The organism is uncultured Pseudoteredinibacter sp. (genome assembly GCF_947502065.1).
Lineage (GTDB): Bacteria > Pseudomonadota > Gammaproteobacteria > Pseudomonadales > Cellvibrionaceae > Pseudoteredinibacter.
In genome coordinates this window covers 326,987-349,140 of record NZ_CANMYE010000005.1, presented here as the reverse complement: position 1 = coordinate 349,140, position 22,154 = coordinate 326,987, and the positions used below count along the sequence as shown (strand labels likewise).

At 46.6% G+C, this 22,154-nt stretch carries 17 protein-coding genes; 8 read left to right on the top strand and 9 right to left on the bottom strand.

Going from position 1 to position 22,154, the window contains the following annotated elements; genetic code table 11:
* Nucleotides 1-6: 6 nt before the first annotated feature.
* A complete protein-coding gene (locus Q1A41_RS14980) occupies nt 7-1,461 on the bottom strand; it encodes an FAD-dependent oxidoreductase (protein WP_299980615.1) in 1,455 nt (484 codons plus the stop codon).
* Between the two features lie 30 nt (nt 1,462-1,491).
* Nucleotides 1,492-2,169, bottom strand: coding sequence for a TVP38/TMEM64 family protein (locus Q1A41_RS14975; RefSeq protein WP_299980613.1), 678 nt, complete (start codon nt 2,167-2,169; stop codon nt 1,492-1,494).
* Nucleotides 2,170-2,387: 218 nt separating this feature from the next.
* Here Q1A41_RS14975 and ppk1 point away from each other — a divergent pair, with 218 nt between their 5' ends.
* The 7 genes from ppk1 (at nt 2,388) to nhaD (ending at nt 10,526) form a co-directional block, all read left to right on the top strand.
* Complete coding sequence (gene ppk1 / locus Q1A41_RS14970; protein WP_299980611.1) at nt 2,388-4,496, top strand: polyphosphate kinase 1; 2,109 nt, start codon at nt 2,388-2,390, stop codon at nt 4,494-4,496.
* A gap of 185 nt (nt 4,497-4,681) precedes the next feature.
* Nucleotides 4,682-5,005 (top strand): thioredoxin TrxA, encoded by a 324-nt coding sequence (trxA, locus tag Q1A41_RS14965; RefSeq protein WP_299980609.1) that lies wholly within the window; start codon nt 4,682-4,684, stop codon nt 5,003-5,005.
* A gap of 386 nt (nt 5,006-5,391) precedes the next feature.
* Nucleotides 5,392-6,651, top strand: coding sequence for a transcription termination factor Rho (gene rho, locus Q1A41_RS14960; RefSeq protein ID WP_299980607.1), 1,260 nt, complete (start codon nt 5,392-5,394; stop codon nt 6,649-6,651).
* A 171-nt stretch (nt 6,652-6,822) separates the two neighbouring features.
* Nucleotides 6,823-7,188 (top strand): dihydroneopterin triphosphate 2'-epimerase, encoded by a 366-nt coding sequence (gene folX, locus Q1A41_RS14955; RefSeq protein ID WP_299980605.1) that lies wholly within the window; start codon nt 6,823-6,825, stop codon nt 7,186-7,188.
* A gap of 8 nt (nt 7,189-7,196) precedes the next feature.
* The gene (gene folE / locus Q1A41_RS14950) at nt 7,197-7,874 is read left to right on the top strand and encodes a GTP cyclohydrolase I FolE (protein ID WP_299980603.1); all 678 of its coding nucleotides are present in this window, start codon (nt 7,197-7,199) and stop codon (nt 7,872-7,874) included.
* A 159-nt stretch (nt 7,875-8,033) separates the two neighbouring features.
* Nucleotides 8,034-8,831 (top strand): mechanosensitive ion channel domain-containing protein, encoded by a 798-nt coding sequence (locus tag Q1A41_RS14945; protein ID WP_299980601.1) that lies wholly within the window; start codon nt 8,034-8,036, stop codon nt 8,829-8,831.
* Between the two features lie 447 nt (nt 8,832-9,278).
* Entirely contained in the window at nt 9,279-10,526 is a 1,248-nt protein-coding gene (gene nhaD, locus Q1A41_RS14940) for a sodium:proton antiporter NhaD (RefSeq protein ID WP_299980598.1), read from the top strand.
* A gap of 4 nt (nt 10,527-10,530) precedes the next feature.
* On the opposite strand, the gene Q1A41_RS14935 is transcribed toward nhaD, so the two are convergent.
* The 3 genes from Q1A41_RS14935 to Q1A41_RS14925 all read right to left on the bottom strand — a co-directional run bounded on the left by Q1A41_RS14935 (nt 10,531) and on the right by Q1A41_RS14925 (nt 13,722).
* Nucleotides 10,531-11,571: a mechanosensitive ion channel domain-containing protein gene (locus Q1A41_RS14935; RefSeq protein ID WP_299980596.1), complete on the bottom strand. Its 1,041-nt coding sequence runs from the start codon at nt 11,569-11,571 to the stop codon at nt 10,531-10,533.
* A gap of 44 nt (nt 11,572-11,615) precedes the next feature.
* Nucleotides 11,616-12,890, bottom strand: a complete 1,275-nt coding sequence (locus Q1A41_RS14930; RefSeq protein ID WP_299980594.1) for an aminotransferase class I/II-fold pyridoxal phosphate-dependent enzyme — start codon at nt 12,888-12,890, stop codon at nt 11,616-11,618.
* A gap of 304 nt (nt 12,891-13,194) precedes the next feature.
* Nucleotides 13,195-13,722: a hypothetical protein gene (locus Q1A41_RS14925; RefSeq protein ID WP_299980592.1), complete on the bottom strand. Its 528-nt coding sequence runs from the start codon at nt 13,720-13,722 to the stop codon at nt 13,195-13,197.
* A gap of 165 nt (nt 13,723-13,887) precedes the next feature.
* On the opposite strand from Q1A41_RS14925, the gene ubiD reads away from it, so the two are divergent.
* Nucleotides 13,888-15,381, top strand: a complete 1,494-nt coding sequence (ubiD, locus tag Q1A41_RS14920; protein ID WP_299980590.1) for a 4-hydroxy-3-polyprenylbenzoate decarboxylase — start codon at nt 13,888-13,890, stop codon at nt 15,379-15,381.
* Between the two features lie 5 nt (nt 15,382-15,386).
* Here the strand turns inward: ubiD and Q1A41_RS14915 are convergent, their stop codons facing one another.
* The 4 genes from Q1A41_RS14915 to Q1A41_RS14900 form a co-directional block, all read right to left on the bottom strand.
* The gene (locus Q1A41_RS14915) at nt 15,387-17,303 is read right to left on the bottom strand and encodes a diguanylate cyclase (protein ID WP_299980588.1); all 1,917 of its coding nucleotides are present in this window, start codon (nt 17,301-17,303) and stop codon (nt 15,387-15,389) included.
* A gap of 291 nt (nt 17,304-17,594) precedes the next feature.
* Nucleotides 17,595-19,412: a GGDEF domain-containing protein gene (locus tag Q1A41_RS14910; protein ID WP_299980586.1), complete on the bottom strand. Its 1,818-nt coding sequence runs from the start codon at nt 19,410-19,412 to the stop codon at nt 17,595-17,597.
* Between the two features lie 245 nt (nt 19,413-19,657).
* Nucleotides 19,658-20,908 (bottom strand): heme biosynthesis HemY N-terminal domain-containing protein, encoded by a 1,251-nt coding sequence (locus Q1A41_RS14905; protein ID WP_299980584.1) that lies wholly within the window; start codon nt 20,906-20,908, stop codon nt 19,658-19,660.
* Between the two features lie 2 nt (nt 20,909-20,910).
* The gene (locus tag Q1A41_RS14900; protein ID WP_299980582.1) at nt 20,911-22,149 is read right to left on the bottom strand and encodes a uroporphyrinogen-III C-methyltransferase; all 1,239 of its coding nucleotides are present in this window, start codon (nt 22,147-22,149) and stop codon (nt 20,911-20,913) included.
* Nucleotides 22,150-22,154 lie beyond the last annotated feature (5 nt).

Genomic DNA, 22,154 nt, shown 5'->3' with positions numbered 1-22,154 from the left:
CTGCAGTTATCGGCGCCAAGCGTGTAGCTTTTGAAGTATTTTTAGCGCCCACTGGGGTGCATGTTTACGCTTCCATTGTCCGGCCAAGTATTTATTGGCCTCGCTAAAGCTTGGGTAAATATGAATAGTGCCCAGGATATGATTAAGGCCTTTGCCCATTTTTATCACATGAATAAACTCGGTGATTAACTCGGCGGCATGAGCCCCCACAATCGTTACACCCAGTATCTTATCACTGCCATCTTTGAGCAGCACCTTGATAAATCCTTTGGCTTCACCTTCAGCTAAAGCACGATCCATATCATCTAACGGGAAGTGAACGGCTTCAAAAGCCACGCCCTCAGCTTTTAACTCAGATTCCAATTTACCAACACTGGCAATTTCAGGGTCTGTAAACACCGCTTTGGGAACAATTCGATAATCGACCTTAAACTTTTTCACAAAGCCAAACAAGGAGTTAACTGTGGCATACCAAGCTTGATGTGATGCCATATGGGTAAACTGATATGGGCCAGCTACATCACCACAGGCTAAAATGTTTTGATGGCTACTACTGCGCAGATATTCATCAACTTTTACTGTGCCGTCAGCATTGAGCTCAACACCTACTTCTTCCAAGCCCATGCCATCGGTATTGGCCTTGCGGCCAACGGCCAATAGTATTTGCTCATACCACTGCCAGCTTTGCTCACCGCTTTCATCTTGCAGACAAACTTCAACACCGCCCCCTTCGGCCTTTCTCACCTCGCTAATTTTACTATTGAGCTTCACCTGAATGCCTTCTTGCTCAAAAGCCTTCAACATAAACTCGCCAACTTCTGGCTCTTCCTTATTTAAAATGGATGAAGAACGCTGAACCATGGTGACTTCAGAACCCAGCCGAGAAAAAGCCTGACTCATTTCACAGGCGATTGCACCAGAGCCCATGACCAACATCGACTTAGGCAACTCTTCAAGCTGCCAGATATTATCCGATGTTAGATAATCTATAGCATCCAGGCCCGCTATTTCAGGAATAAATGGGCGCGCACCCATTGCAAGAATAATGTGGCGTGCTGAAATTTTCTCGCCGTTTACCAAAACTTCATTGGGAGAAACCAACTTGGCATCGCCGCTGATACAATCCACCCCCAATGACGTGTAACGCTCGACAGAATCATTGGGCTCAATGTGCTTAATGATCGATTGCACCCGCCCCATTACGGCAGGGAAATCCACCGCCACATCGGCCGCTTTTAAACCGTAACGCTCTGAATCGTTCATAAGATGACGAATCTTTGCCGAACGCAATAGAGTCTTACTGGGCACACAACCTGTGTTTAAACAATCACCACCCATTTTATGACGTTCAATCAATGTCACCTTCGCTTTAAGGGTCGCGGCAATATTGGCAGAAATTAATCCTGCACTGCCAGCACCAATCACCAGCAAATTAGTGTCGTATTTTTTACCTGAAAACATCGTGTTTAACTCTCTTATTTATACTGGTGTTTAAGAATCTTCTTGCTCGGAATTCCCCTTGCCCATGGCTTTCAATATGAACTTCGCCAGCCAGGGGAAAGCACCGAGTAAAACAAAGGCCAATATAATTTGTGGGGTTAATACACCAGAGACGCTCAGTTCTTCGACATTGGCCAGTTGTGCGCCGGCATTTACGTATACCGCCGTGCCTGCCAGCATGCCTAGCTGACTAACCCAATAGAAGGTCCAGGCTTTAATTCGGCTTAAACCAAAAACCAAATTAATTACAAAAAATGGAATTACTGGGATCAGGCGCAAGGTGAATAAATAAAAACCGCCTTCTTTCTCCAGGCCGTTATTAACGGTCTGCAGTTGATCGCCAAATTTACTCTGCACCCAATCACCCAACAAACTACGAGCAATTAAGAAAGCCAGCGTTGCACCAATACTGCTAGCGAAAGAAACCAACAATAGGCCCCAGGAGAACCCAAAAACGGCACCGGCAATCAATGTCATTAAGGCAGCTCCCGGCAAAGAAGCGGCCGTTACACCCACATAGATAAGAAAGAACAGTAAACCGGCGACGACGGGTTTCTCGGCTACCATCTGTTGGAAAAACTCCAATGACAGATACTGCGCACCACCGTTTAGATAGAACACCGCAATAGCTGTGGCCAATACCGCCAAAATAGCTATTTTTTTAACCATTTTTAAATCCTTAAATACTTTTTCTCTACGCCAAGGGTCATTTATTATCAATATACAACGATCAACATAGAGTTTATCGAACCCTTAGCCTACTTTTTAAATCACATAAAAGTGTCACAGACATCGCATATTATTGTAACAATCGCTCCCAAGGCTATACTCCACACGCTGATTTACAGCGCCATTGGCCCCAGAGACCAAGTTAAGAAAGAAGACCTATGCCAAGCAATACTAATGAACAGAGCCAAGCAAACAACTCGAAAGATATCGATGTAAGTGCCGCCGAGTATTACATCAATCGCGAATTGAGTCATTTGAAGTTTAATCAGCGGGTGCTGGCACAGGCTCTGGATGAGAGCCACCCACTGCTGGAGCGTTTAAAGTTTTTACTCATATTCAGCTCAAACTTAGATGAGTTCTTCGAGATTAGAGTGGCTGGCCTACACCAACGCCTAAAACTGGGCCGAGACAACCCTGGCCCTGATGGCTTATTGCCACAGCAGATTCTCGATCAATTGGCGCAAGAGTGCCACCAAACCGTACAACTGCAATACGATACGCTCAACGACATTTTGATTCCGGCAATGGAGCAAGAAAACATTCGCTTCTTGCGCCGCCACCAGTGGACAGAACAACAGGCCGAATGGATCTCTGATTTTGTTCATAAGCAAGTGTTGCCTGTGGTAAGCCCTATCGGCCTAGATCATGCTCACCCATTCCCAAGACTCGTAAATAAAAGCCTTAACTTTATTGTTGAGTTAGATGGTAAAGATGCCTTTGGCCGCGAATCTGGCTTAGCGATTGTGCCTGCGCCGCGCTCCCTTCCTCGCCTGGTGCGCCTACCGGATGAGCTTTGCGAACCCGGCGATAATTTTGTTTTTCTTTCCTCTATGATTCATGCCCATGCCGAAGAGCTCTTCCCTGGCATGCAGGTGAAAGGCTGCTATCAGTTCCGTATTACTCGAAACGCTGACTTGGATGTCGATACCGAAGGTGTGGAAGACTTGGCCAGGGCATTGCGCGGTGAGCTGCACTCACGTCGCTTTGGCAACGCTGTACGTCTAGAGGTCGCCGATAACTGCCCCGATGAGATGGTGGACTTCCTTCAAAAAGAGGTTGGCCTGAGTGATGATGAGCTCTACCGTGTAAATGGCCCAGTAAACCTTAAGCGCATGATGAGTGTACCTGGCATGGTCAATCGGCCTGATCTGCTGTACCCAGACTTTGCCCCTGGTTTACCTAAAGGGCTTACCCGCAAAGACAATTTATTTGATGCACTGGCCAGCAAGGATCAGCTACTACTGCACCCTTTTGAATCCTTTAACCCGGTGGTAGATCTACTGCGCCAAGCCGCTAAAGATCCCAATGTTGTGGCCATTAAGCAGACTCTTTATCGCACCGGTGATCAAAGCCCCATGGTAGATGCACTGATTGAAGCGGCGCGCCATGGCAAGGAAGTGACTGCTGTAGTGGAGTTACGTGCTCGCTTTGATGAGGAAGAAAACCTAGAGCTTGCAAGCCGCTTGCAGGAAGCCGGCGCCGTAGTAGTTTACGGTGTAGTGGGATACAAAACCCACGCCAAGATGCTGCTCATCGTTCGCAAAGAAGGCGATAAGCTCAAGCGCTATATTCATCTTGGCACTGGTAATTACCACAGTGGTAATGCTCGCCTATATACCGATTACTCGCTGCTATCGGCCAACCCCGAGCTCGCCGAAGATGTTCACAAGGTCTTCCAGATGCTAACCGGCATGGGTAAAACTGAGCGCTCAAATCATTTGCTGCATGCACCTTTTACCTTAAAGAAGCAGCTGTTGAAACTGATCGACGATGAAATCGATGCCTCCAGCAAGGGCAAAGAAGGCCATATCATCCTTAAAACCAATGGCCTTACCGAACCCAAAGTCATCCAGGCTTTGTATCGAGCCTCACAGGCGGGGGTGAAGGTAGACCTGATCATTCGTGGTATGTGTAGCTTGCGCCCAGGTGTTGCTGGAATTTCTGAAAATATTCGAGTGTATTCCATTATCGGTCGCTTCTTGGAGCACACCCGCGCCTATTATTTCGCCAATGCCAAGGCCCAGGTTTACTGCGCTAGCGCCGATTTAATGGAGCGTAATCTTAACCGCCGGGTAGAAACTTGTTTCCCAATAGCCAAAACCAATCTGGCCAAGCGGGTGATTGCCGAATTACAGGGCTATTTGGATTGCCCGCAAGGACGCTGGGAGCTAAATGCCGAAGGTAATTATATTGCCCCTGCAGCTAAGCAAAGCCCGGATGATAAAACCCAACAACAATTACTACTAGAATCACTAGGCCAGCTTTAAGGTGGCCTTATTTGGCCAATGGGCATTTTGCCAATCATCGGCAATATTGCGGCGCAAGAACTAAGCTTATGCCGCAATTGACTCAGCAGGACGCTTACAGCCCTTGTCTCACAGCCAGCCAGTCCTTATCATTACGCTAAATTTTTTTGGCAGTCAGCTGCCGCCTGACATTCTGGAGAATACCCATGAGTAGCATTGTTCACGTAACCGATAGCAGCTTCGAAGCTGACGTTTTACAAGCCGAAGGCCCTGTACTGGTTGATTTTTGGGCAGAATGGTGCGGCCCTTGTAAAATGATCGCTCCAGTACTGGATGAGCTTGCCAGCGATTACGGCGACAAGATCAAGATCTGCAAAATGGACGTTGATGGCAACAAAGAAACCCCTGCCAAGTTCAACATCCGCGGCATTCCAACCTTAATGATCTTCAAGGGCGGCAATATGGACGCCATGAAGGTTGGCGCCCTATCTAAGACTCAATTGGTTGAGTTCATCGATAGCAGCCTATAAATTGGGCAAATGGCGGCCTTCTTGGCCGCCCAAGCCTTGCATGGTGTAAAAAGTACGCTATAATCCAGTCAGTTAAGCGCGTTTCGCGGCTAATCTTCCCAATAGATTAATCTCCACAGCTATCCATTAGAATCAACTTAGCAATTGCTATTGTTCCTTTCGATATTTCTGTGCTGACTAGGTAGATTTTGCCATTGCCCCCAGAAGGCCTGCGCTAGCGGGTAGCGGCAAAGCCAACAATAAGCGCCAAAGCCTGCAATCAAATTTCCTTAATTTTGAGTTGCTACTTAGCTCGAAGGTTAAAATTTACAGTTATATTGATCTAAACATAACGTTCACTCACCACTGGCCATTCCTTCCCGGCCAAATTTTCCAATTCTAATTCTATGAATTTAACAGACCTAAAAACCAAACCTATTGAAGAACTGCTTAATATTGCCAAAGAAGTCGGCCTAGACAATGTGGGTCGCTCACGTAAGCAGGACATTATTTTTAACATTCTTAAACGCCACGCCAAAAGCGGTGAAGATATTTACGGCGACGGCGTACTTGAGATCCTACAAGATGGTTTCGGTTTCCTGCGCTCCGCAGACTCTTCTTACTTGGCCGGCCCCGATGATATCTATGTATCTCCAAGCCAAATTCGTCGCTTTAACTTACGCACCGGTGACACCATTGCCGGTAAAATTCGCCCACCTAAGGAAGGCGAGCGTTATTTTGCTTTGTTAAAAGTAGGCCAGATCAACTTTGATAAGCCTGAGAACACCAAAAATAAAATTCTGTTTGAAAACCTTACCCCGCTTTTCCCAGATGACCGCTTACCACTGGAAGCCGGTAATGGTTCTACTGAAGATTTAACCGGTCGAATCATCGATTTGGTTGCGCCAATCGGTAAAGGTCAACGTGGCTTAATTGTTGCGCCACCTAAGGCCGGTAAAACCATCATGATGCAAAACATTGCTCAGGCGATTACCCGCAACAATCCAGAAGTACACTTGATTGTTCTATTGATCGATGAGCGCCCGGAAGAAGTAACCGAGATGCAGCGATCTGTTCGCGGCGAAGTGGTTGCCTCTACCTTTGATGAGCCACCTTCGCGTCACGTACAGGTTGCCGAAATGGTGATCGAAAAGGCCAAGCGCCTGGTAGAGCACAAAAAAGACGTAGTGATCCTATTGGACTCCATTACTCGTCTAGCTCGTGCTTACAATACTGTAATTCCAAGCTCTGGTAAGGTTCTTACCGGTGGTGTTGATGCCCACGCTCTTGAGCGTCCAAAGCGTTTCTTTGGTGCTGCACGTAACATCGAAGAAGGTGGCAGCTTGTCTATCGTCGCTACCGCTTTGATCGATACCGGCTCAAAAATGGACGAAGTTATTTACGAAGAGTTTAAAGGTACGGGTAACCAGGAATTGCACTTGGATCGTAAAGTGGCCGAAAAGCGCGTTTACCCCGCGATCAATGTGCGTCGCTCTGGCACCCGTCGTGAAGACTTGCTGATGAAAGAAGACGAGATGCAGCGCGTGTGGATATTGCGTAAACTGTTACACGATATGGAAGACATTGCGGCAACTGAATTCTTGGTTGATCGTCTGAAAGACTTTAAGACCAACGATGAATTCTTCTTATCGATGAAGCGCAAATAAGCGTTTATCTTTAAGTAGCGAACGAGCGGCACCTTTATTGGTGCCGTTTTTGTATTCGTAATCGCAAAGCCCCATTAGCTGAGTGGGTATAAAAGTTAGGCTACTTGGGCACCTCTGAATAATGTGCGCCGCAAAACGTAAAAAGCTCTAGGGCTTATGATAAGGAAAACAATGACTACACGTTTAGCCAAAATACATATCCGCAATTTACGATTACGCACACTAATTGGATTTAACCCCGAGGAACGGGAAAAACATCAAGACGTAGTGATCAATGCTGAGATTCACTACCAAGCCAACTCAGCCATTGCCAGTGATGATGTCGATAGCGCTCTTAACTACAAAACTATCTGCAAAGCGATAATCCAACATGTGGAGCAGGGTCAGTTTTTGTTGCTCGAAAAGCTCGTTAGTGATGTACTGGAATTATGCAGTGAGCACCCCAGCATAGATTATGCTGAAGTCTGCATCGATAAACCCCACGCTTTGCGCTTCGCCGATTCGGTGGCCCTAAGCTTGTGCTACCATAGACCTTAGGAAACACCATGAACAAAGCGATATCACCCATTAAAAAAGACGATAGTATCAGCACAGAAGCTCAGCGCGTAAAGGCCGCCTTAGTGGCAGCAGGCCTTGAGACGCCCATGCTAGACAACCAGTTAAGCAACGAAGAAAAGTACCTTCGAATTCAAGGGCTTATGGAAGAGGTTATCAGTACACTTGGACTCGATTTAAGCGATGACAGCCTTGCCGAAACCCCGCATCGTATCGCTAAGATGTATGTCCATGAGATTTTTTCTGGCTTGGATTACAGCAGCTTCCCTAAGATTGCGCTGATCGAAAACAAGATGGCTGTGGACGAGATGATCAAGGTCAGTGATATCGATATGACCAGCACTTGTGAGCATCACTTTGTAACTATCGATGGGACAGCCAAGGTCGCTTACATCCCCAACAAGAAGATTATCGGCCTTTCTAAGATCAATCGTATTGTACGTTTCTTTGCCAAGCGCCCCCAGGTTCAAGAGCGCTTAACTCAGCAAGTTCTATTGGCCCTACAAACTCTACTCGAAACAGACAATGTTGCCGTGAGCATGCAAGCCACTCACTACTGCGTAAAATCTCGCGGCGTGATGGATAGCAGTTCACAAACTAGCACCTTGGCCTTGGGCGGCTGTTTTAAGAACGACACTGGCTACCGTGCTGAATTTCTGAGCAAATAAGATAGCTCTTCCTCCTAAGTTCTCACCCTAATAAGTACCCAAGCTTAAGCTTGGGTACAGACTTTTTCCATATACTCCCCCGCAAACCTAGCTAGGCTATTAAGTTAGCGCTATGCTAGAGATTCGGTGCATTTTGTTTGACCATTTTAGGAGATTTTTATGGACGCTGTTTCCGAGTTTGTTTCTGCCTGGGCCCCGCAAGTGGGTATGGCGATCGTTGTTCTTGTTATTGGCTGGTGGTTGATAGGTAAGGTGGTAAACCTTAGCCTTAAAACCATGGAGAAAAATGAGCTAGACGTCACCTTACAGCGCTTTTTGAGCAGCATTATCGGTATCGGTTTGAAAGCCCTGTTGATCATCAGCGTGGCTTCTATGGTAGGCATTGCGACAACCTCTTTTGTTGCTGTTTTGGGTGCTGCTGGCTTGGCCGTGGGTTTGGCTTTGCAAGGTAGTCTTTCTAACTTCGCTGGTGGCGTACTACTCATTTTGTTCAAGCCTTATAAGGTTGGCGATTTTATTGAAGCCCAAGGCCATGCTGGTGTGGTTCAGTCTATTCAGATCTTCAATACCGTAATGAAGACTGGCGACAACAAGACCATCATTATTCCTAATGGCCCAATCTCAAATGGCAGCATCACTAACTACTCCACCGAAGACACTCGCCGTGTGGACATGAGCTTTGGTATTGGCTACGACGACGACATCGATGCCGCCCGCGATGCCCTAGAAGAAATCATTGCTGCCGATGATCGTATCTTGAAAGATCCAGCCCATTTGATTGTGGTTGCTGAGTTGGCTGATAGCTCCGTGAACTTCACCGTTCGTGTTTGGGTGAACTCTGCTGACTACTGGGGCGTGTTCTTTGCTATGCAGGAAACCGTGAAGAAGACCTTCGATGCGAAGAAGATCTCTATCCCATACCCACAGCAAGATGTACATTTGCACAAGGTAGACTAAGTATTATCCGGGGGCTGTATTTGCAGCCCTCTTCTTTCCCCCTTTATCTCCCTCATATTTTTCCATTCTTCGTTAAAAGCCTCTTTGCAAATCCACCTATCGACGCTAATACTGCCTTTCTGAGCAGCTTGTGTGTTGGGTGTGCTTTGCGGAACAATAAAGAGTGAGCGCCGACTGAGTAAAAAAGACAAGCGTCTTTTTGCTTGGCTTTTTTGGGAACGAGGGTATCCTGGAAGGCCGCCACTCGTGGAGCAAAGCATACCCAACACACAAGTTGCGGATCGAAGTCACTTACTTTCACAACCAGATTCAAAATGCTAAACATCAACAGGCACTACAAATAGGTAATTGCGCCCCTCTTCAATCTGTGGTCTTATGCGCGCCAGCCGAGGTACAACAATAGTCTATAAACACCTCCCCCGTTCCACCGACTATTGAGAGATCGACATGCTGGAGTATTGCCTGCTGGCACTTGCCCTGCTTGCCCTATTGGGCATTGTATTTGAAGAAGTTATTCACGTTAACAAAGCCAAAACCACTTTGTTTTTTGGCTGCCTTTCTTGGCTGATTTTATTCATTGCAGCTGATTCAAAAGAAGCTTCCCATCAAGTTCAAGAACAGCTCAATGAAAACCTGCTAGAAATAGCCACGCTGTGGTTGTTTTTAATGTCCACCATGACCTTTGTGGCCTACCTAAACGCCAAGGGTTTAATTCAAAACGTGGTGCAAAAGATTGTGCCCCAAGAATTAAGTCTACGAGCCTTGATGTTTATCGTGGCTTTATTTGCGCTGCTGCTCTCAGCCATCTGCGATAATGTAACGGCCACTTTGGTCAGTCTTGGTTTATTGCAAGCCTTTAAGCTCGAAGCCAAACAGCAAATCAAATTAGCCGCTCTGGTGGTATTCTCTGTGAACTCTGGTGGCGTGGCATTAATTACCGGCGATGTGACCACACTAATGATCTTTCTTGATGGCCACTTAAGTATGCAGCAGCTTATTACTCTGTTGCTGCCCGCGAGCTTAAGCGTTTTATTGCTGGCGATGCTTTTGAGCATTGGAGCTAAGGGTCGTGTTTCTGCCAGCCCGGTAGCGGCCAGCTTTCACAATATCGACATCGTTATTGCCGCCATATTCTTCGCCACGATTGGTGCAACTATGCTGCTGAATTTATTTTATGGCGTACCGCCAGTGCTGACGTTTCTTAGCGGCCTCTCGCTTATGTTTTTAGTTGGCCGCAGCATCAAAACTGATGCTGAGCAGACTCGTATTTTGGAATATATCCGAGAGATCGAATACGACACCCTGCTGTTCTTCTTAGGTATCTTATTATTAGTTGGAATGCTGCAAGAAGTTGGCGTGCTAAAAGATTTGGCCCAACTTTATCGCGAGTTTGACCCTCACTACGCCAATTATGTAGCTGGTGCTGGCTCAGCCCTGTTGGATAATGTGCCGTTGACTGCTGCACTTTTGAAAGCATCACCTGAGTTGAGCACTGAGAACTGGCTGGGCTTAACCTATGCGGTCGGCGTGGGTGGTTCCCTGCTAGCAATTGGATCTGCTGCAGGAATTATTGCCATGAGTAAAGTGCAGAGTTTGAGTTTTGTCAGTTATCTACGTTACTTTCCAGCCTTGGCCATTGCCTATACTGCAGGCTACGCAATGACTTTATTACTGGCCAATTTATTAAAGCTATAAGAACTTAAGACTCTTTGCGCTCTTCCAAGCGCTGTATCATTAGGCGAATAGCTTTTTGACTACGGCGCTTCTTCTCAATCTTAGCTTTGTTATCCGTGTCTTTCTCAGCCTCTAGCTTGGCAACTTCTTGCTTAAGCTCTTCATAATCATCCTTTAGTTCTTGCAGCGATTGAGCCTTTTCCGCTTTATCAAAAACGATAGCTTCTGGCGCCTTCTCTTCAGCTAGCCTCGGGCGATATTGCGGTTGAGGGATAAAAGTTTGATCAGCGACTTGACGCTGATTCATAAAATTCGGCGATACAATTTCTACATCGGCACCGTGCAACTTATCCAACATATGGCGACGTAATTTGCTGCGCGCTGAAAGCAGTGTGCGCACATTTTCTAGAAATCCAGCCACGCGATAGCACACTGAAAAATCGCCTAAGTCCATCACATAGACAAAGGGTTCCGATAAACCGGCATCTTCCGCGGCTTGCTTGAGTAGCTTCTCTATATCATGATGATCAAGCTCATAACCTAAAGTGACTTCAGCAGTTACTACTGTGCCACTGGCATGCACCACTTTTACTGGGTTAGCCGCCACATAAACATTAGGTAAGGTGAGTAAATCACGATCTTCAGTTTGGATTTCGATATGAAATAAGTCTTGTTCGGTAACACGACCAAAGTGATTATTCACTTGAATAAAATCACCTGGCTTAAAGTTTTCTAATGAGCGAATCATTAAGCCCGCCATCGCATTTGCTGCAATGGTAGTGGAAGATAAGGTAATAATAGCGGTGAGTAATAAACCCAGCATGGTAAGAAGATTGCCTTGCAGGCTATCACTTACCGGCAGCACGATGATAGCGGCACATAAGGCAACCAGTACCACTAGCAGTGTCATCCACTGGCTACGATAACGAGCACCTTCTGAAGGTTCGCGCCCTTTCTTACTTAGGTAATATAAAACCAAGCTTGCAAAAGCCACTACCGCCAAGAGCGGCAGCAGTGGTAATAGCAAGCCTGGAATTTCGGCTAAAAGTGATTGCAGTTTTTCCATAACATGTCCATATAACAGTTTTGCTATCTTTTAGCCGGTTTAGCTTAGCTGGCCGCTTTTAGAGCCTGATCGATATCGGCAATAATATCATCGATATGTTCGATACCAATCGATAGGCGAACCATTTCTTCACTTACGCCGGCCGATTTTAATTCTTCTGGAGATAGCTGGCGGTGTGTGGTGCTGGCTGGGTGACAAGCTAGGGACTTGGCATCACCAATGTTTACTAGGCGCAATATCATTTGCAGGGCATCGATAAATTTGCCGCCCGCTTCGCTTCCGCCTTTAATTCCAAAACTAAGGATACCTGATGCGCGACCGCCGCAGATTTCTTGGCAGTTTGCATGGTGCGGGCTATCGCTTAGGCCAGCATAGTTTACCCAACTTACGGATGGGTGTTGCTGTAAAAACTCGGCTGCTTTTTGGGCGTTTTCACAGTGACGCTCCATACGCAAAGATAGGGTTTCTAGGCCTTGCATAATTAGGAAGGCGCTGTGCGGGGAGATGGCTGCACCGGTGTTACGCAATGGCACTACACGACAGCGTCCTATATAGGCGGCTTCGCCTAAGGCTTCGGTATAAACCACGCCGTGGTATGAAGGATCAGGTGTGTTCATGACTGGAAAGCGATCTTTGTGCTTGGCCCAATCAAATTTACCAGAATCGATAATGGCACCACCAATGGTTGTTCCGTGACCGCCAATATATTTGGTTAATGAGTGCACAACGATGTGGGCGCCCAACTCGAATGGGCGACATAGGCTCGGGCTCGCTACGGTGTTATCGACAATCAGTGGCACGCCATGGGCTTCGGCAATTTCGGCCCAGCGCTTTAGGTTTACGACGTTACCGGCTGGGTTGCCGATGGATTCGCAAAACAGTGCTTTGGTGTTTTCGTCAATTAGGCCTGCTATTGCGTCGAAGTCGTCGGCATCGACGAATCGGGTTTCGATTCCTTGGCGTGGGAAGGTGTGGGCAAATAGGTTGTAGGTGCCACCATAGAGCTGTGAGGTACTTACGATGTTGCTGCCCACTTCGGCGATCGCTTCGATGGCGTAGCGGATGGCTGCCATGCCGGATGCTACGGCCAATGCGCCAATTCCACCTTCTAGTGCCGCTAGGCGTTTTTCTAGGACGTCGGTGGTTGGGTTCATGATGCGGGTGTAGATGTTACCCGGTACCTTCAGGTCGAATAAGTCGGCACCATGTTGGGTGCTGTCGAAGGTGTATGAGGTTGTTTGGTAAATTGGGGTGGTGGCTGAGTTGGTGGTTGGATCGCCTTCGTATCCGCCGTGCAATGCTATGGTTTCGGGCTTCATGTAAACTCCAATGCTTACTTTATGTTTGTTTTGTTTAGCCCTCTATTGTGATTGTTGCTGCCGTCTTCGGCAAGTTTGGTGGTGAATAGTCGTTATTTGCGATTGAGACAGTAGGTTCGGGCCGATTTTAGCGAGGGCGGCTATTAGTCTGGAACGCGCTTAAACCATCCGAGGGCGCTCGAGTCGTGTCGTCCATGACACTCTACGGTTCCTGACTAATAGCCGCCCTCACTAAAATCTACAAACTGCATGCTGTAATTCTAAGCTCTCCTTTTACAGAACGGCTGTTAAACTTATTAGCTAATTATTCTTGAACCCTACCCTCGACCCACTTAGCTATCACCAGCCCAGCCAGTAACCAACTGATTACCGAATCGACAATCATGACCAGCACATAAGGGGTGGAGAAGTTCATCCAGTTCCAGTACGGAAAGTGACCAACGAAGCCGATGATTAGGCCTATTAGGCAGATGTAGCCGAGTCGTTGCCCGTAGCTGAGGCCTGAGGTCATGTTTAGGGCTAGGCAGACAAGAAAGGCCGAGACTATGTAGCACAATAGGCCAACACCTAGTGTGACGGGCATGTTGAGGTGGTATTCGGGGACGATGCTGGCAAACATTGAGGCGCCGCCTTCTTTGAAACCTTCTTCTTCGAAGGGCAAGAAGTAGATTCCAGCCTCTGGTGCCTGGGCTTTGATGCTGGCTTCCATGGCAGCTTCGTCGCTAAAGCGGTGGGAGGCATCTTGGTGCCAGCTGAGTACGGTCCAAGATACGAAACCCCAGAAGAACATGATGATGCCAGCTACGACACTGGCCATTAGGACTTTTTTCATCGCAGAGTTACCTTTGTTGTTATTGTTTGCTTAGGCCCTACTGACTACCACTGCGCTTGCAAGAAGACAGTGCAGCAAAGAGTCTACAAACCTTAACAGAGGCGCCTTTCATGTTAAAGTTAGCTTTTTCTGGCCTCTCTAACGCCTTTTAACTGCGGTAACACCATGAAATACAAAGACCTGCGCGATTTTATAAAGCTGCTGGAGAAACGCGGCGAGCTTAAGCGCATCCATACGCCGGTAGACCCTAATCTGGAAATGACTGAGATTTGCGATCGCACTTTGCGAGCCGGCGGTCCAGCTCTGCTATTTGAAAACCCGGTAGGTTTTGATACTCCGGTTTTGGCCAATCTATTTGGTACTCCTGAGCGGGTTGCCTTGGGGATGGGCGAGGAAAGTGTTGACGCCCTTAGAGAAGTCGGCAAATTGCTGGCCTTTTTGAAAGAGCCCGAGCCACCCAAGGGTTTGAAAGATGCTTGGAGTAAGATGCCCATCTTCAAAAAGGTACTCAATATGGGGCCGAAGGTGTTGAGTAAGGCCGCTTGCCAACAAGTTGTTAAGCAAGGTGATGAAGTTAATCTTGACGAGATTCCTATTCAAACTTGCTGGCCTGGCGATGCGGCGCCGTTAATTACTTGGCCTTTGGTGATTACTCGCGGCCCCAATAAAGAGCGTCAGAACCTGGGTATTTACCGCATGCAAAAGCTGAGTAAAAACCGTTTGATTATGCGTTGGTTGAGCCATCGCGGTGGTGCTTTAGATTTTCGCGAATGGCAAGAGAAGCACCCGGGCGAGCCTTATCCGGTCAGCGTTGCCCTTGGCGCCGATCCTGCGACGATTCTAGGTGCAGTAACGCCGGTACCCGATACTTTGAGTGAGTATGCATTTGCGGGCTTGCTGCGGGACGATAAAACGGAAGTCTGTAAATCCATCAGTAATGATTTGCAGGTTCCCGCCAGTGCTGAATATGTACTTGAAGGGTTTATCTATCCCGATGATATGGCCGATGAAGGGCCCTATGGTGATCATACGGGTTATTACAATGAAGTCGATCGCTTCCCGGTATTTACGGTAGAAACGATTACTCATCGTAAAGATCCGATTTACCACAGCACTTACACCGGCCGCCCACCCGATGAGCCAGCCGTTTTAGGAGTGGCGCTGAACGAAGTTTTTGTGCCTATTTTACAAAAGCAGTTTCCAGAAATAGTCGATTTCTATTTGCCACCAGAAGGCTGTTCTTATCGTCTAGCGGTAGTGACGATGAAGAAGCAATACCCTGGTCATGCCAAGCGCGTGATGATGGGGGTCTGGTCTTTCTTGCGCCAGTTTATGTACACCAAGTTTGTGATCGTTACCGACGATGATGTTAATGCTCGAGATTGGAAAGATGTAATTTGGGCAATGACCACTCGTATGGACCCTATACGCGATACCACTATGGTTGAAAACACGCCGATTGATTATTTGGACTTTGCCTCGCCGGTTTCAGGCTTAGGTTCAAAAATGGGCATGGATGCGACCAATAAATGGCCCGGTGAAACCGATCGTGAATGGGGTGTAAGCATTACTATGGATCAAGCCGTGAAAGATAAGGTGGATGCCATGTGGGATGAGCTTGGCATTCGTCTACCAGAAAGCGACAACAAACTTATTTAACAAAATCACACAGCCGATACTAAGGTTGGCTGATCTGGGCTGCGCTGAATACAGACTTGGTTGCGGCCCATTTCTTTTGCCCGATAGAGTGCCAAATCCGCTTGCTCCAAAAGCCTCTTGTAATTATCACCCCGCCCATGAGACTGCGACACCCCTACACTGGCCGTAACTTTACCTCCATCTGGTAAAGTAATTTGCTTAAGTTTTTCCGAAAACTCTTGCGCAAAAAAAGAGGCTTCGGCCAAGGCGAGCTTCGGCAAGATAAAGAGGAACTCTTCGCCGCCAATTCGACCAAAATATTGCTCTTTGTTGCAGTGTCTTTTAGCGATGGCTGCGACCTCCAAAAGCACCCTATCTCCTTGTCCATGACCGTACTTATCATTGATTAATTTAAAAAAATCCACATCAACTATTAGTACACTCAATACATCGAATTTAGCAATGGCTTCGTCAGCCACTCGCATTATGGCGCGTCGATTGCGTACTCTTGTCAGGGCATCATAATCAGCCAAGCGACGCAATCTTCTGCGACCAACAACCAAGATAAGCACAATGACTAAAAGCGATACAATTAACAACATTGCAGTAACTAAACGATCCCTCGATTTCGAGGCTCGCGCTTCCGTAGCTTCCAGTTTTAGCTCAGTCAGTTGGCTTTTTCTAGAAAGGCTTTCAACTTTTAGTGAGGTCAACTCAAAATCAAAACGAGCTTTCTCAACTTCCGCATTGATTAATCGTAAATAATTGTTCCTCTGCCTCTCTAGCTCAACGACCTTCTGATAAGCCAGTGCCGACTCTTTATGCATTCCCAAGCCAGCATAGGCTTGCGCCTCAATTTCCCGGCGCTTGGCACCAATATTGAACCAGTAAATAGACTCACTTAAGCTATCCAAATGATCTATCTGGTGCAAAGCTTCTTTAAAATCCCCCTGACTCAAGGACAAGTTAGCTGTCGCTATGTAGTAGCGCATTAGCCAAGTTCGATCTTCTATCCTAGCAAGTCTCTGCGTTGCCAAATCCAAATAACTTTGAGCTGAGTCATAATCCTTCTGAGCGATATAAACTCTCGCCAAGCCGACCTGTGCTGCAAACAACTTGTAGACATCAATTTCAATTAAGTTGGTCGATGCTTGAATAAGCTTATTAAAATAAGCGCCTGAAATTTCGTATTCTCCAAGCAAATAGTATTCCTCTGCGAGGCGAAAATAATCAAATCGTATATTTCTTTGATTCCCTGCCAGAGTATCTAAACGCAGAGCTTCCTTTATATATACTATTGCCTCATTGTGACGCAGCATGCGTCCGTATATATGCCCTACCCTGTAACTTAATTCGCCGGCTTTACTATTTCGATGTCGCTCACTCAGTGTCGATGCGAGCTGCTTACTATAAACCTCTTTTGCCAATGAAAATTGCTTTAAGGCTTTACTAAACTTTCCTTCACCGGCGTAGTTATCGCCAAGTTTTAACAAACCGTGAAATTCCAGCAAGGGATCACCCTGCGCTCGAGAAATTTCAATTAGTTGGTTAACCAGCGCAATGGTCTTATCAATTTTCTGTAAGTAAGCGTAGGCTATTGTCTCGCAGTGCAAACTGTAGCGTTTCAAATCTTCTACACCTTCAACACCTCTGCTTTTCTGTTTAAAAAGCTCACGAGTAATTAAGGATTTAGACACCTCACTGGAGCGAGCTTGAGCATCCTGCAAGAGAACTAGGTAATTTAGCTGCTCTTTAATGGGGAGTTGTTCATATTGATCGCCAAAAGATTCAAGCAGAACGCGCTCTTCATCTTCAAAGCTCATATCAAGGCGCTTTGCCTCTAGGCGAGCCACTACCTCCGATAGAGTCTCGGCCATTGACGATAACGATAAGAGCAAGGGGAATATTAGACAAAGAACTTGTCTTGAAAGATAAAAACTCATCTCGCAATCCAGCTTTCAGGTTTTTAAGCGAAGAATGACTCAACGGCCAGCTCTACGTAAGCCTCTTCACGCCTAAGTCATTGGAATGAACAGGCTATCTTGGGCTTACACCCTTAAACTTAAGCCTATAGGAAAGAAAGTGGCAAGCACTTAGCTGAAGGAGAAACGCAATACAGAACAAAGGCTTAGAAATGGGCAAGAGAACGCAAAAGAAAGTAACAAAAAAGTTCCAAGGAACTGAGCGCGAGAGATGAACTTCAAACCCGTCTAAAAGAGCTAGTTTTTGAACAGCTAGCTATTCAGTTCAGATGAATAATTAACAATTCGATCACGACCCGCTCGTTTTGCACTATAAAGTGCGATATCAGCCTTCTCGATAAGCCCCATAAAGCCATTTATCTCACCACCTGACTGACTAATACCCACGCTGCAGCTTAATGAACTTCCATCAGGTAATCTCAGCATCCGAATTTTGCTCATAAATAATTCAGCGAAGACATTCACCTCACTTGGACCCCTGCGCGGCAAAACAAACAGAAACTCTTCACCACCGACCCTTCCGAATTCGACATTCTGTTCGCAAAGTTCACGAGCTATTTCGGCCACTGCACAAAGAATTTCATCCCCATAGCCATGACCAAAGCTATCATTGATCCTCTTAAAAAAATCTATATCGATCAATAGGATGCTTAACAGGCCACGAGAAGTAAAAGCCTTCTCTCCATATTCAAAAATAGCTCGTCTATTCTTCACCCCCGTCAAGGCATCGCACTCTGCCAGCCGCTTAAAGCGGCGGCGCCCTGACACCAAGATCAAAATTAGGAGCAACAATGAGGCTATCAATAGCACAGCCGTTATCAGCCTACCCCGCCCGAGCTCAGCCCTTACTTCTGCAGACTGTAGCTTTAATTCAGCAATCTTTTTATCTCTAGATAGGCTTTTTAATTCTAATTCTCGACGCTCAAAATCGAAACGTGCCCGCTCAACCTCTGCGGCCATGACCCGGGCATAATCACTTCTTTTCCTATAGAGCTCATGCATTTTTTGAAACGATGATAATGACTCTGGATGTCGATCCAAGGCTTCGTAAGCTGCCCCAAGCACCTCGTAAACGGCTATCCCCAAATCGTCCCACTGCTCCGTTCCAGCAACATCTATAAATAAATCAGCCGCCTTCACAGCATCTTCATGTCGCCCTTGTAATAAAGCCAGTTGAGCGCGGGCAAGGTGATAGCGCATTAGTAGCGGGCGATTCTCCACCCCCTCCATGTAATCTGAGGCCTCATCAAGACTTATAGCCGCTTGCTGAGAATTACCCTCTTCAATATACAATCGCGCCAAGCCAACTTTCGCCGCGAACACTCTATAGACATCTGGGTGTGGTCCAGCTAACGCAGCAAGCAATAATTTATTGTAATAAGCTTTGGCCTCATCTGTTTTTCCCAGTTGACGGTTTTCTTCTGCTAGACGAAAAAGATCAAAGCGGACATTGCGCTGATTGCCTGCCAGAGTGTCTAAACGCAAGGCCTCACTGATAAAGTCTATTGCCTCTTGATGCCGCAACATTCGCCCATAGACATAACCAATGCGATAGTTCATCTCACCCTCTTTGCTATAACGCTCTTTGTCCTCAAGCGTAGGCAAAAGGGTTTCAACAAGTACTTTTTGAGCTTCACTATATTGCAGTAGGGCTTGGCTAAATTCTCTCAAGCCAGTAAACAAATCACCTAGGGATAAGCGGCTATGAAAGTACAATAGGTAATCGCCTTCATTTTTTGATTCTACAGCCAAACTTTCGTAAATCTTCTGTGCTTGAGATGTTTCATTGAGATAGGCCTTTGCGATGCCTTCAAGCATCAGGCTATAAAGAGTAAAGTGTTTGGATGGAAACAACTGCTCTAGAGGCTTGATCTTTTCACGAGTACTTAGAGACTGTTTAATTTCACCAGAGCGGAGCTGGGAATCTTGCAAAAGTAATAGATAATGCGCCTGCTTGGCAGATGGCAACTGAGGGTATTCATCAAATTTTGACTCAAGCTGAATTCGAACATCAGCGTCAAAATCCATCTGCAAACGCCTCACTTCTAAACGCTCAATTAACTCTGTCAAACTCTCAGCATGAACGCTCCCTCCCCATATAATCCCAATCAGGAAGCATAAGATACCACTGGCTAAAGGTCTTAACATAATGCAAATCAGCGCTCAGAAAACCAAAGCAACACCTTCGTTTTAAACAAACGAAATCAACGAAGGCTTAGTATTAAACATACGCCAAGATCTGCAAAAAAGAAAATATTTACGTCAGAAAAGAACAATTTAGGCTTGGGTGGCCAATCGGCCACCCAATTATGACATTAAGCTGGCTTAGGGAGGGGAAGCTGAGATTGCACATTAGCAGCGCTTTTTAAGCCCTGCTGATAATACTGAGTGCTCAGCTCATGTTCACCCATTGCAGCCAATAGACGACCAAGCTCCGCACAGGCTTCTGCGCTTGGTTTTTGCTTGATGGAATTTTGGTAATACTCTTTCGCCTTGCCCCACAGCTCATTGCGCAAGCTTAGGCGCGCACAGCTTAGCAACAAAGCCGCATCTGCAGGGCGTTGCTTTAGCCAGTTTTCGGCCTGTATAAGCTGACGATCCAAATCTTCGCCGGCTAGCAAACCATAGAGGGAGATAAGATTACTCTGCCAATCTTTCTGCAAATGACGGCGCAACAAGTTTTCGGCAATCGCATCGCCATCGTAGCGCCGCAACTGCTGGGTATAAGCCATAACCATCGCCGGACGCTTCTTTACATCCTTAGGCAGGTCTTCCCAAACTTCCTGCAATTTAGCGATGGCGTTTTTGGTTTGCATACGGCTTGCTTGCTCACCGGCCAAATCAATCAACGCTAAATACAATTTATCCGACAAAGCCAAACGTTCTTCTTCACTGCCCACCTTATGGCGATTTAATTCTGGCAATAGGCGCTCTAGAGACTCCCAATCTTCCAATTCTGTGTAGACATTTCGAAGGTATTCCAGCACCAAAACATTTTTCGGTGAAATCTTGCGAGCCTTCTCTAAAGTCGCCACACACTGCTCATACTTCTTAGCTGAGAACTGAATGCGCGCCTGAGTGATGATAATAGCCAAGCTATCTTCTGAAGCCACTTCTTCGGCTTTTAGCAGAAGCTCGTTCGCTTGATTCTCATCACCTAACTCATGAGCACTGCGCGCGGCCGCCAAATAATTAAGTACAGGGGCTTGAACATTGTGGGCTGATTTCAATAGATCTTTACGGGCAGATTTAAAATCGCCTTCGATGAATTCTACCAAGCCTTTCTCGGCACGCTTTTGGGCTGCAGCGGCGCTACCAAAGAGAATAAAGCCGGTGCTTTTTTTGACGAGACTTACACTTCCTTTTGATAACTTTGCAGTCCAACGCGCAAGCAAAAGAGCCGCCACGACTAAAATGACGGTAAACCAAAAGCTCATCTCGATACTGATGTTACCGAAGGCGATCAGTACATAGCCACTATCGTGTTGCACTAAATAATCGAGATAGAAAACACCGGCAATTATTGCCAGTAAAACCAATAATTTGAACTTCCAACGAAATTTCATTATTAAGCCTCCTCGCTCGCACTTGCTTGCGGAGACTGAGTATTAGGCTGTGGCTGGGTCGATTTCACTTTATGCAAACGCTCTATGTACACACGCAACTGCTCAAGCGATGAAGTTATATCTGGGAGCGGAACAATAATTTCCTGGCCTTCTAGATCATCTAATTCCAATATAAAAGCTTCGATTTGGCTATTTGGTGGAAATTGATTTTGTAGCCACTCACGAGCTTGTTGAATAGAAGTTTCGTAAATTACTTTTTCCTCACGCAACATCGCCAGCTGCGCACGCTCAATCATAAAACGTAAATTAAGCTTCACATAAGCCTGCGCTTCAGGTGGCAACAGCGCATTTACCGGTTGATTGCGACGAATATGCACAAAGCCTTTTAGATAATTGAAAACCGAAGTCGCCCAACCCTGCATACGATGCTGCCAAGTAACGTTTTCAGGTAATACCGGCTCTTCCATAGAATGGTTGCGCTCAGCCATCGGCACCCGCTTAGGTAAGGTCGGCAAATTATCAATCTGCTTAGCTAAGCCTGCCATTCGTAAAAACAAACCATCACGATCAACTTTTGGCGCTAGCTTTAATGCGGCGAGATCCTCACCGATAGCCTGACGAATTGGGAATAGATCTACGTCATCCATTTCCGCCAAAATTTTATCGGCGGTTTCTAGCAAGCCCTGTGAACCTTTAGTGGCACGCTCGGTTAGCAAACGTTGGTTCGCTAAACGCAATAGGTATTCCGCTTCGGCCAATAGCCAATCATCACGACTGGTAGAGGAAATGCTGATCAAGCGCTTATTATGAGCATCTAAACGTTGATGCACCGCTTGCAATGATCCCTGCACGGTTTGAGCCACTTCATCAGTGCCCGCTACCGAAGCTGATACCGTTTGCTGCTCACTGGCGAGTTTCAGAATTTGTTGATTCTGACTTTCAATTAACGCCGCCATTTCAGCTTCACGCGCCTGGCGAGCTTTATCTTGCTGCCAGAACTGCCAGCCAAAATATCCGCCGGCGCCAACCGCAGCGCATAGCAGTAGCACTACAAACCAAATAAAGAAGCCGGCACCCGAGCTTTTTTCTTTAGCAGCAGGGGCTTTTTTGCTAGCGGCTTTTTCAGCTGGCTTAGCGGCGCTGGCGGTTTTTGATTCTGACTGTTTTTGCTCAGGTTTTTGCTGCTCTTGTTTTGCCTTATCGTCGGCAGGCAGCTGATCTTTGTTATCGGTATTGCTCATGTGAA

Excerpts from the sequence above, each read along its gene's own strand:
- Q1A41_RS14905 (WP_299980584.1), bottom strand. The coding sequence starts at position 20,908 with ATGAAATTTCGTTGGAAGTTCAAATTATTGGTTTTACTGGCAATAATT.
- ppk1 (WP_299980611.1), top strand. The coding sequence starts at position 2,388 with ATGCCAAGCAATACTAATGAACAGAGCCAAGCAAACAACTCGAAAGAT.
- Q1A41_RS14925 (WP_299980592.1), bottom strand. The coding sequence starts at position 13,722 with ATGAAAAAAGTCCTAATGGCCAGTGTCGTAGCTGGCATCATCATGTTC.
- Q1A41_RS14930 (WP_299980594.1), bottom strand. The coding sequence starts at position 12,890 with ATGAAGCCCGAAACCATAGCATTGCACGGCGGATACGAAGGCGATCCA.
- Q1A41_RS14945 (WP_299980601.1), top strand. The coding sequence starts at position 8,034 with ATGGACGCTGTTTCCGAGTTTGTTTCTGCCTGGGCCCCGCAAGTGGGT.
- trxA (WP_299980609.1), top strand. The coding sequence starts at position 4,682 with ATGAGTAGCATTGTTCACGTAACCGATAGCAGCTTCGAAGCTGACGTT.
- ubiD (WP_299980590.1), top strand. The coding sequence starts at position 13,888 with ATGAAATACAAAGACCTGCGCGATTTTATAAAGCTGCTGGAGAAACGC.
- Q1A41_RS14935 (WP_299980596.1), bottom strand. The coding sequence starts at position 11,571 with ATGGAAAAACTGCAATCACTTTTAGCCGAAATTCCAGGCTTGCTATTA.
- folE (WP_299980603.1), top strand. The coding sequence starts at position 7,197 with ATGAACAAAGCGATATCACCCATTAAAAAAGACGATAGTATCAGCACA.
- rho (WP_299980607.1), top strand. The coding sequence starts at position 5,392 with ATGAATTTAACAGACCTAAAAACCAAACCTATTGAAGAACTGCTTAAT.
- Q1A41_RS14915 (WP_299980588.1), bottom strand. The coding sequence starts at position 17,303 with ATGAGTTTTTATCTTTCAAGACAAGTTCTTTGTCTAATATTCCCCTTG.
- Q1A41_RS14900 (WP_299980582.1), bottom strand. The coding sequence starts at position 22,149 with ATGAGCAATACCGATAACAAAGATCAGCTGCCTGCCGACGATAAGGCA.
- folX (WP_299980605.1), top strand. The coding sequence starts at position 6,823 with ATGACTACACGTTTAGCCAAAATACATATCCGCAATTTACGATTACGC.
- Q1A41_RS14980 (WP_299980615.1), bottom strand. The coding sequence starts at position 1,461 with ATGTTTTCAGGTAAAAAATACGACACTAATTTGCTGGTGATTGGTGCT.
- nhaD (WP_299980598.1), top strand. The coding sequence starts at position 9,279 with ATGCTGGAGTATTGCCTGCTGGCACTTGCCCTGCTTGCCCTATTGGGC.
- Q1A41_RS14975 (WP_299980613.1), bottom strand. The coding sequence starts at position 2,169 with ATGGTTAAAAAAATAGCTATTTTGGCGGTATTGGCCACAGCTATTGCG.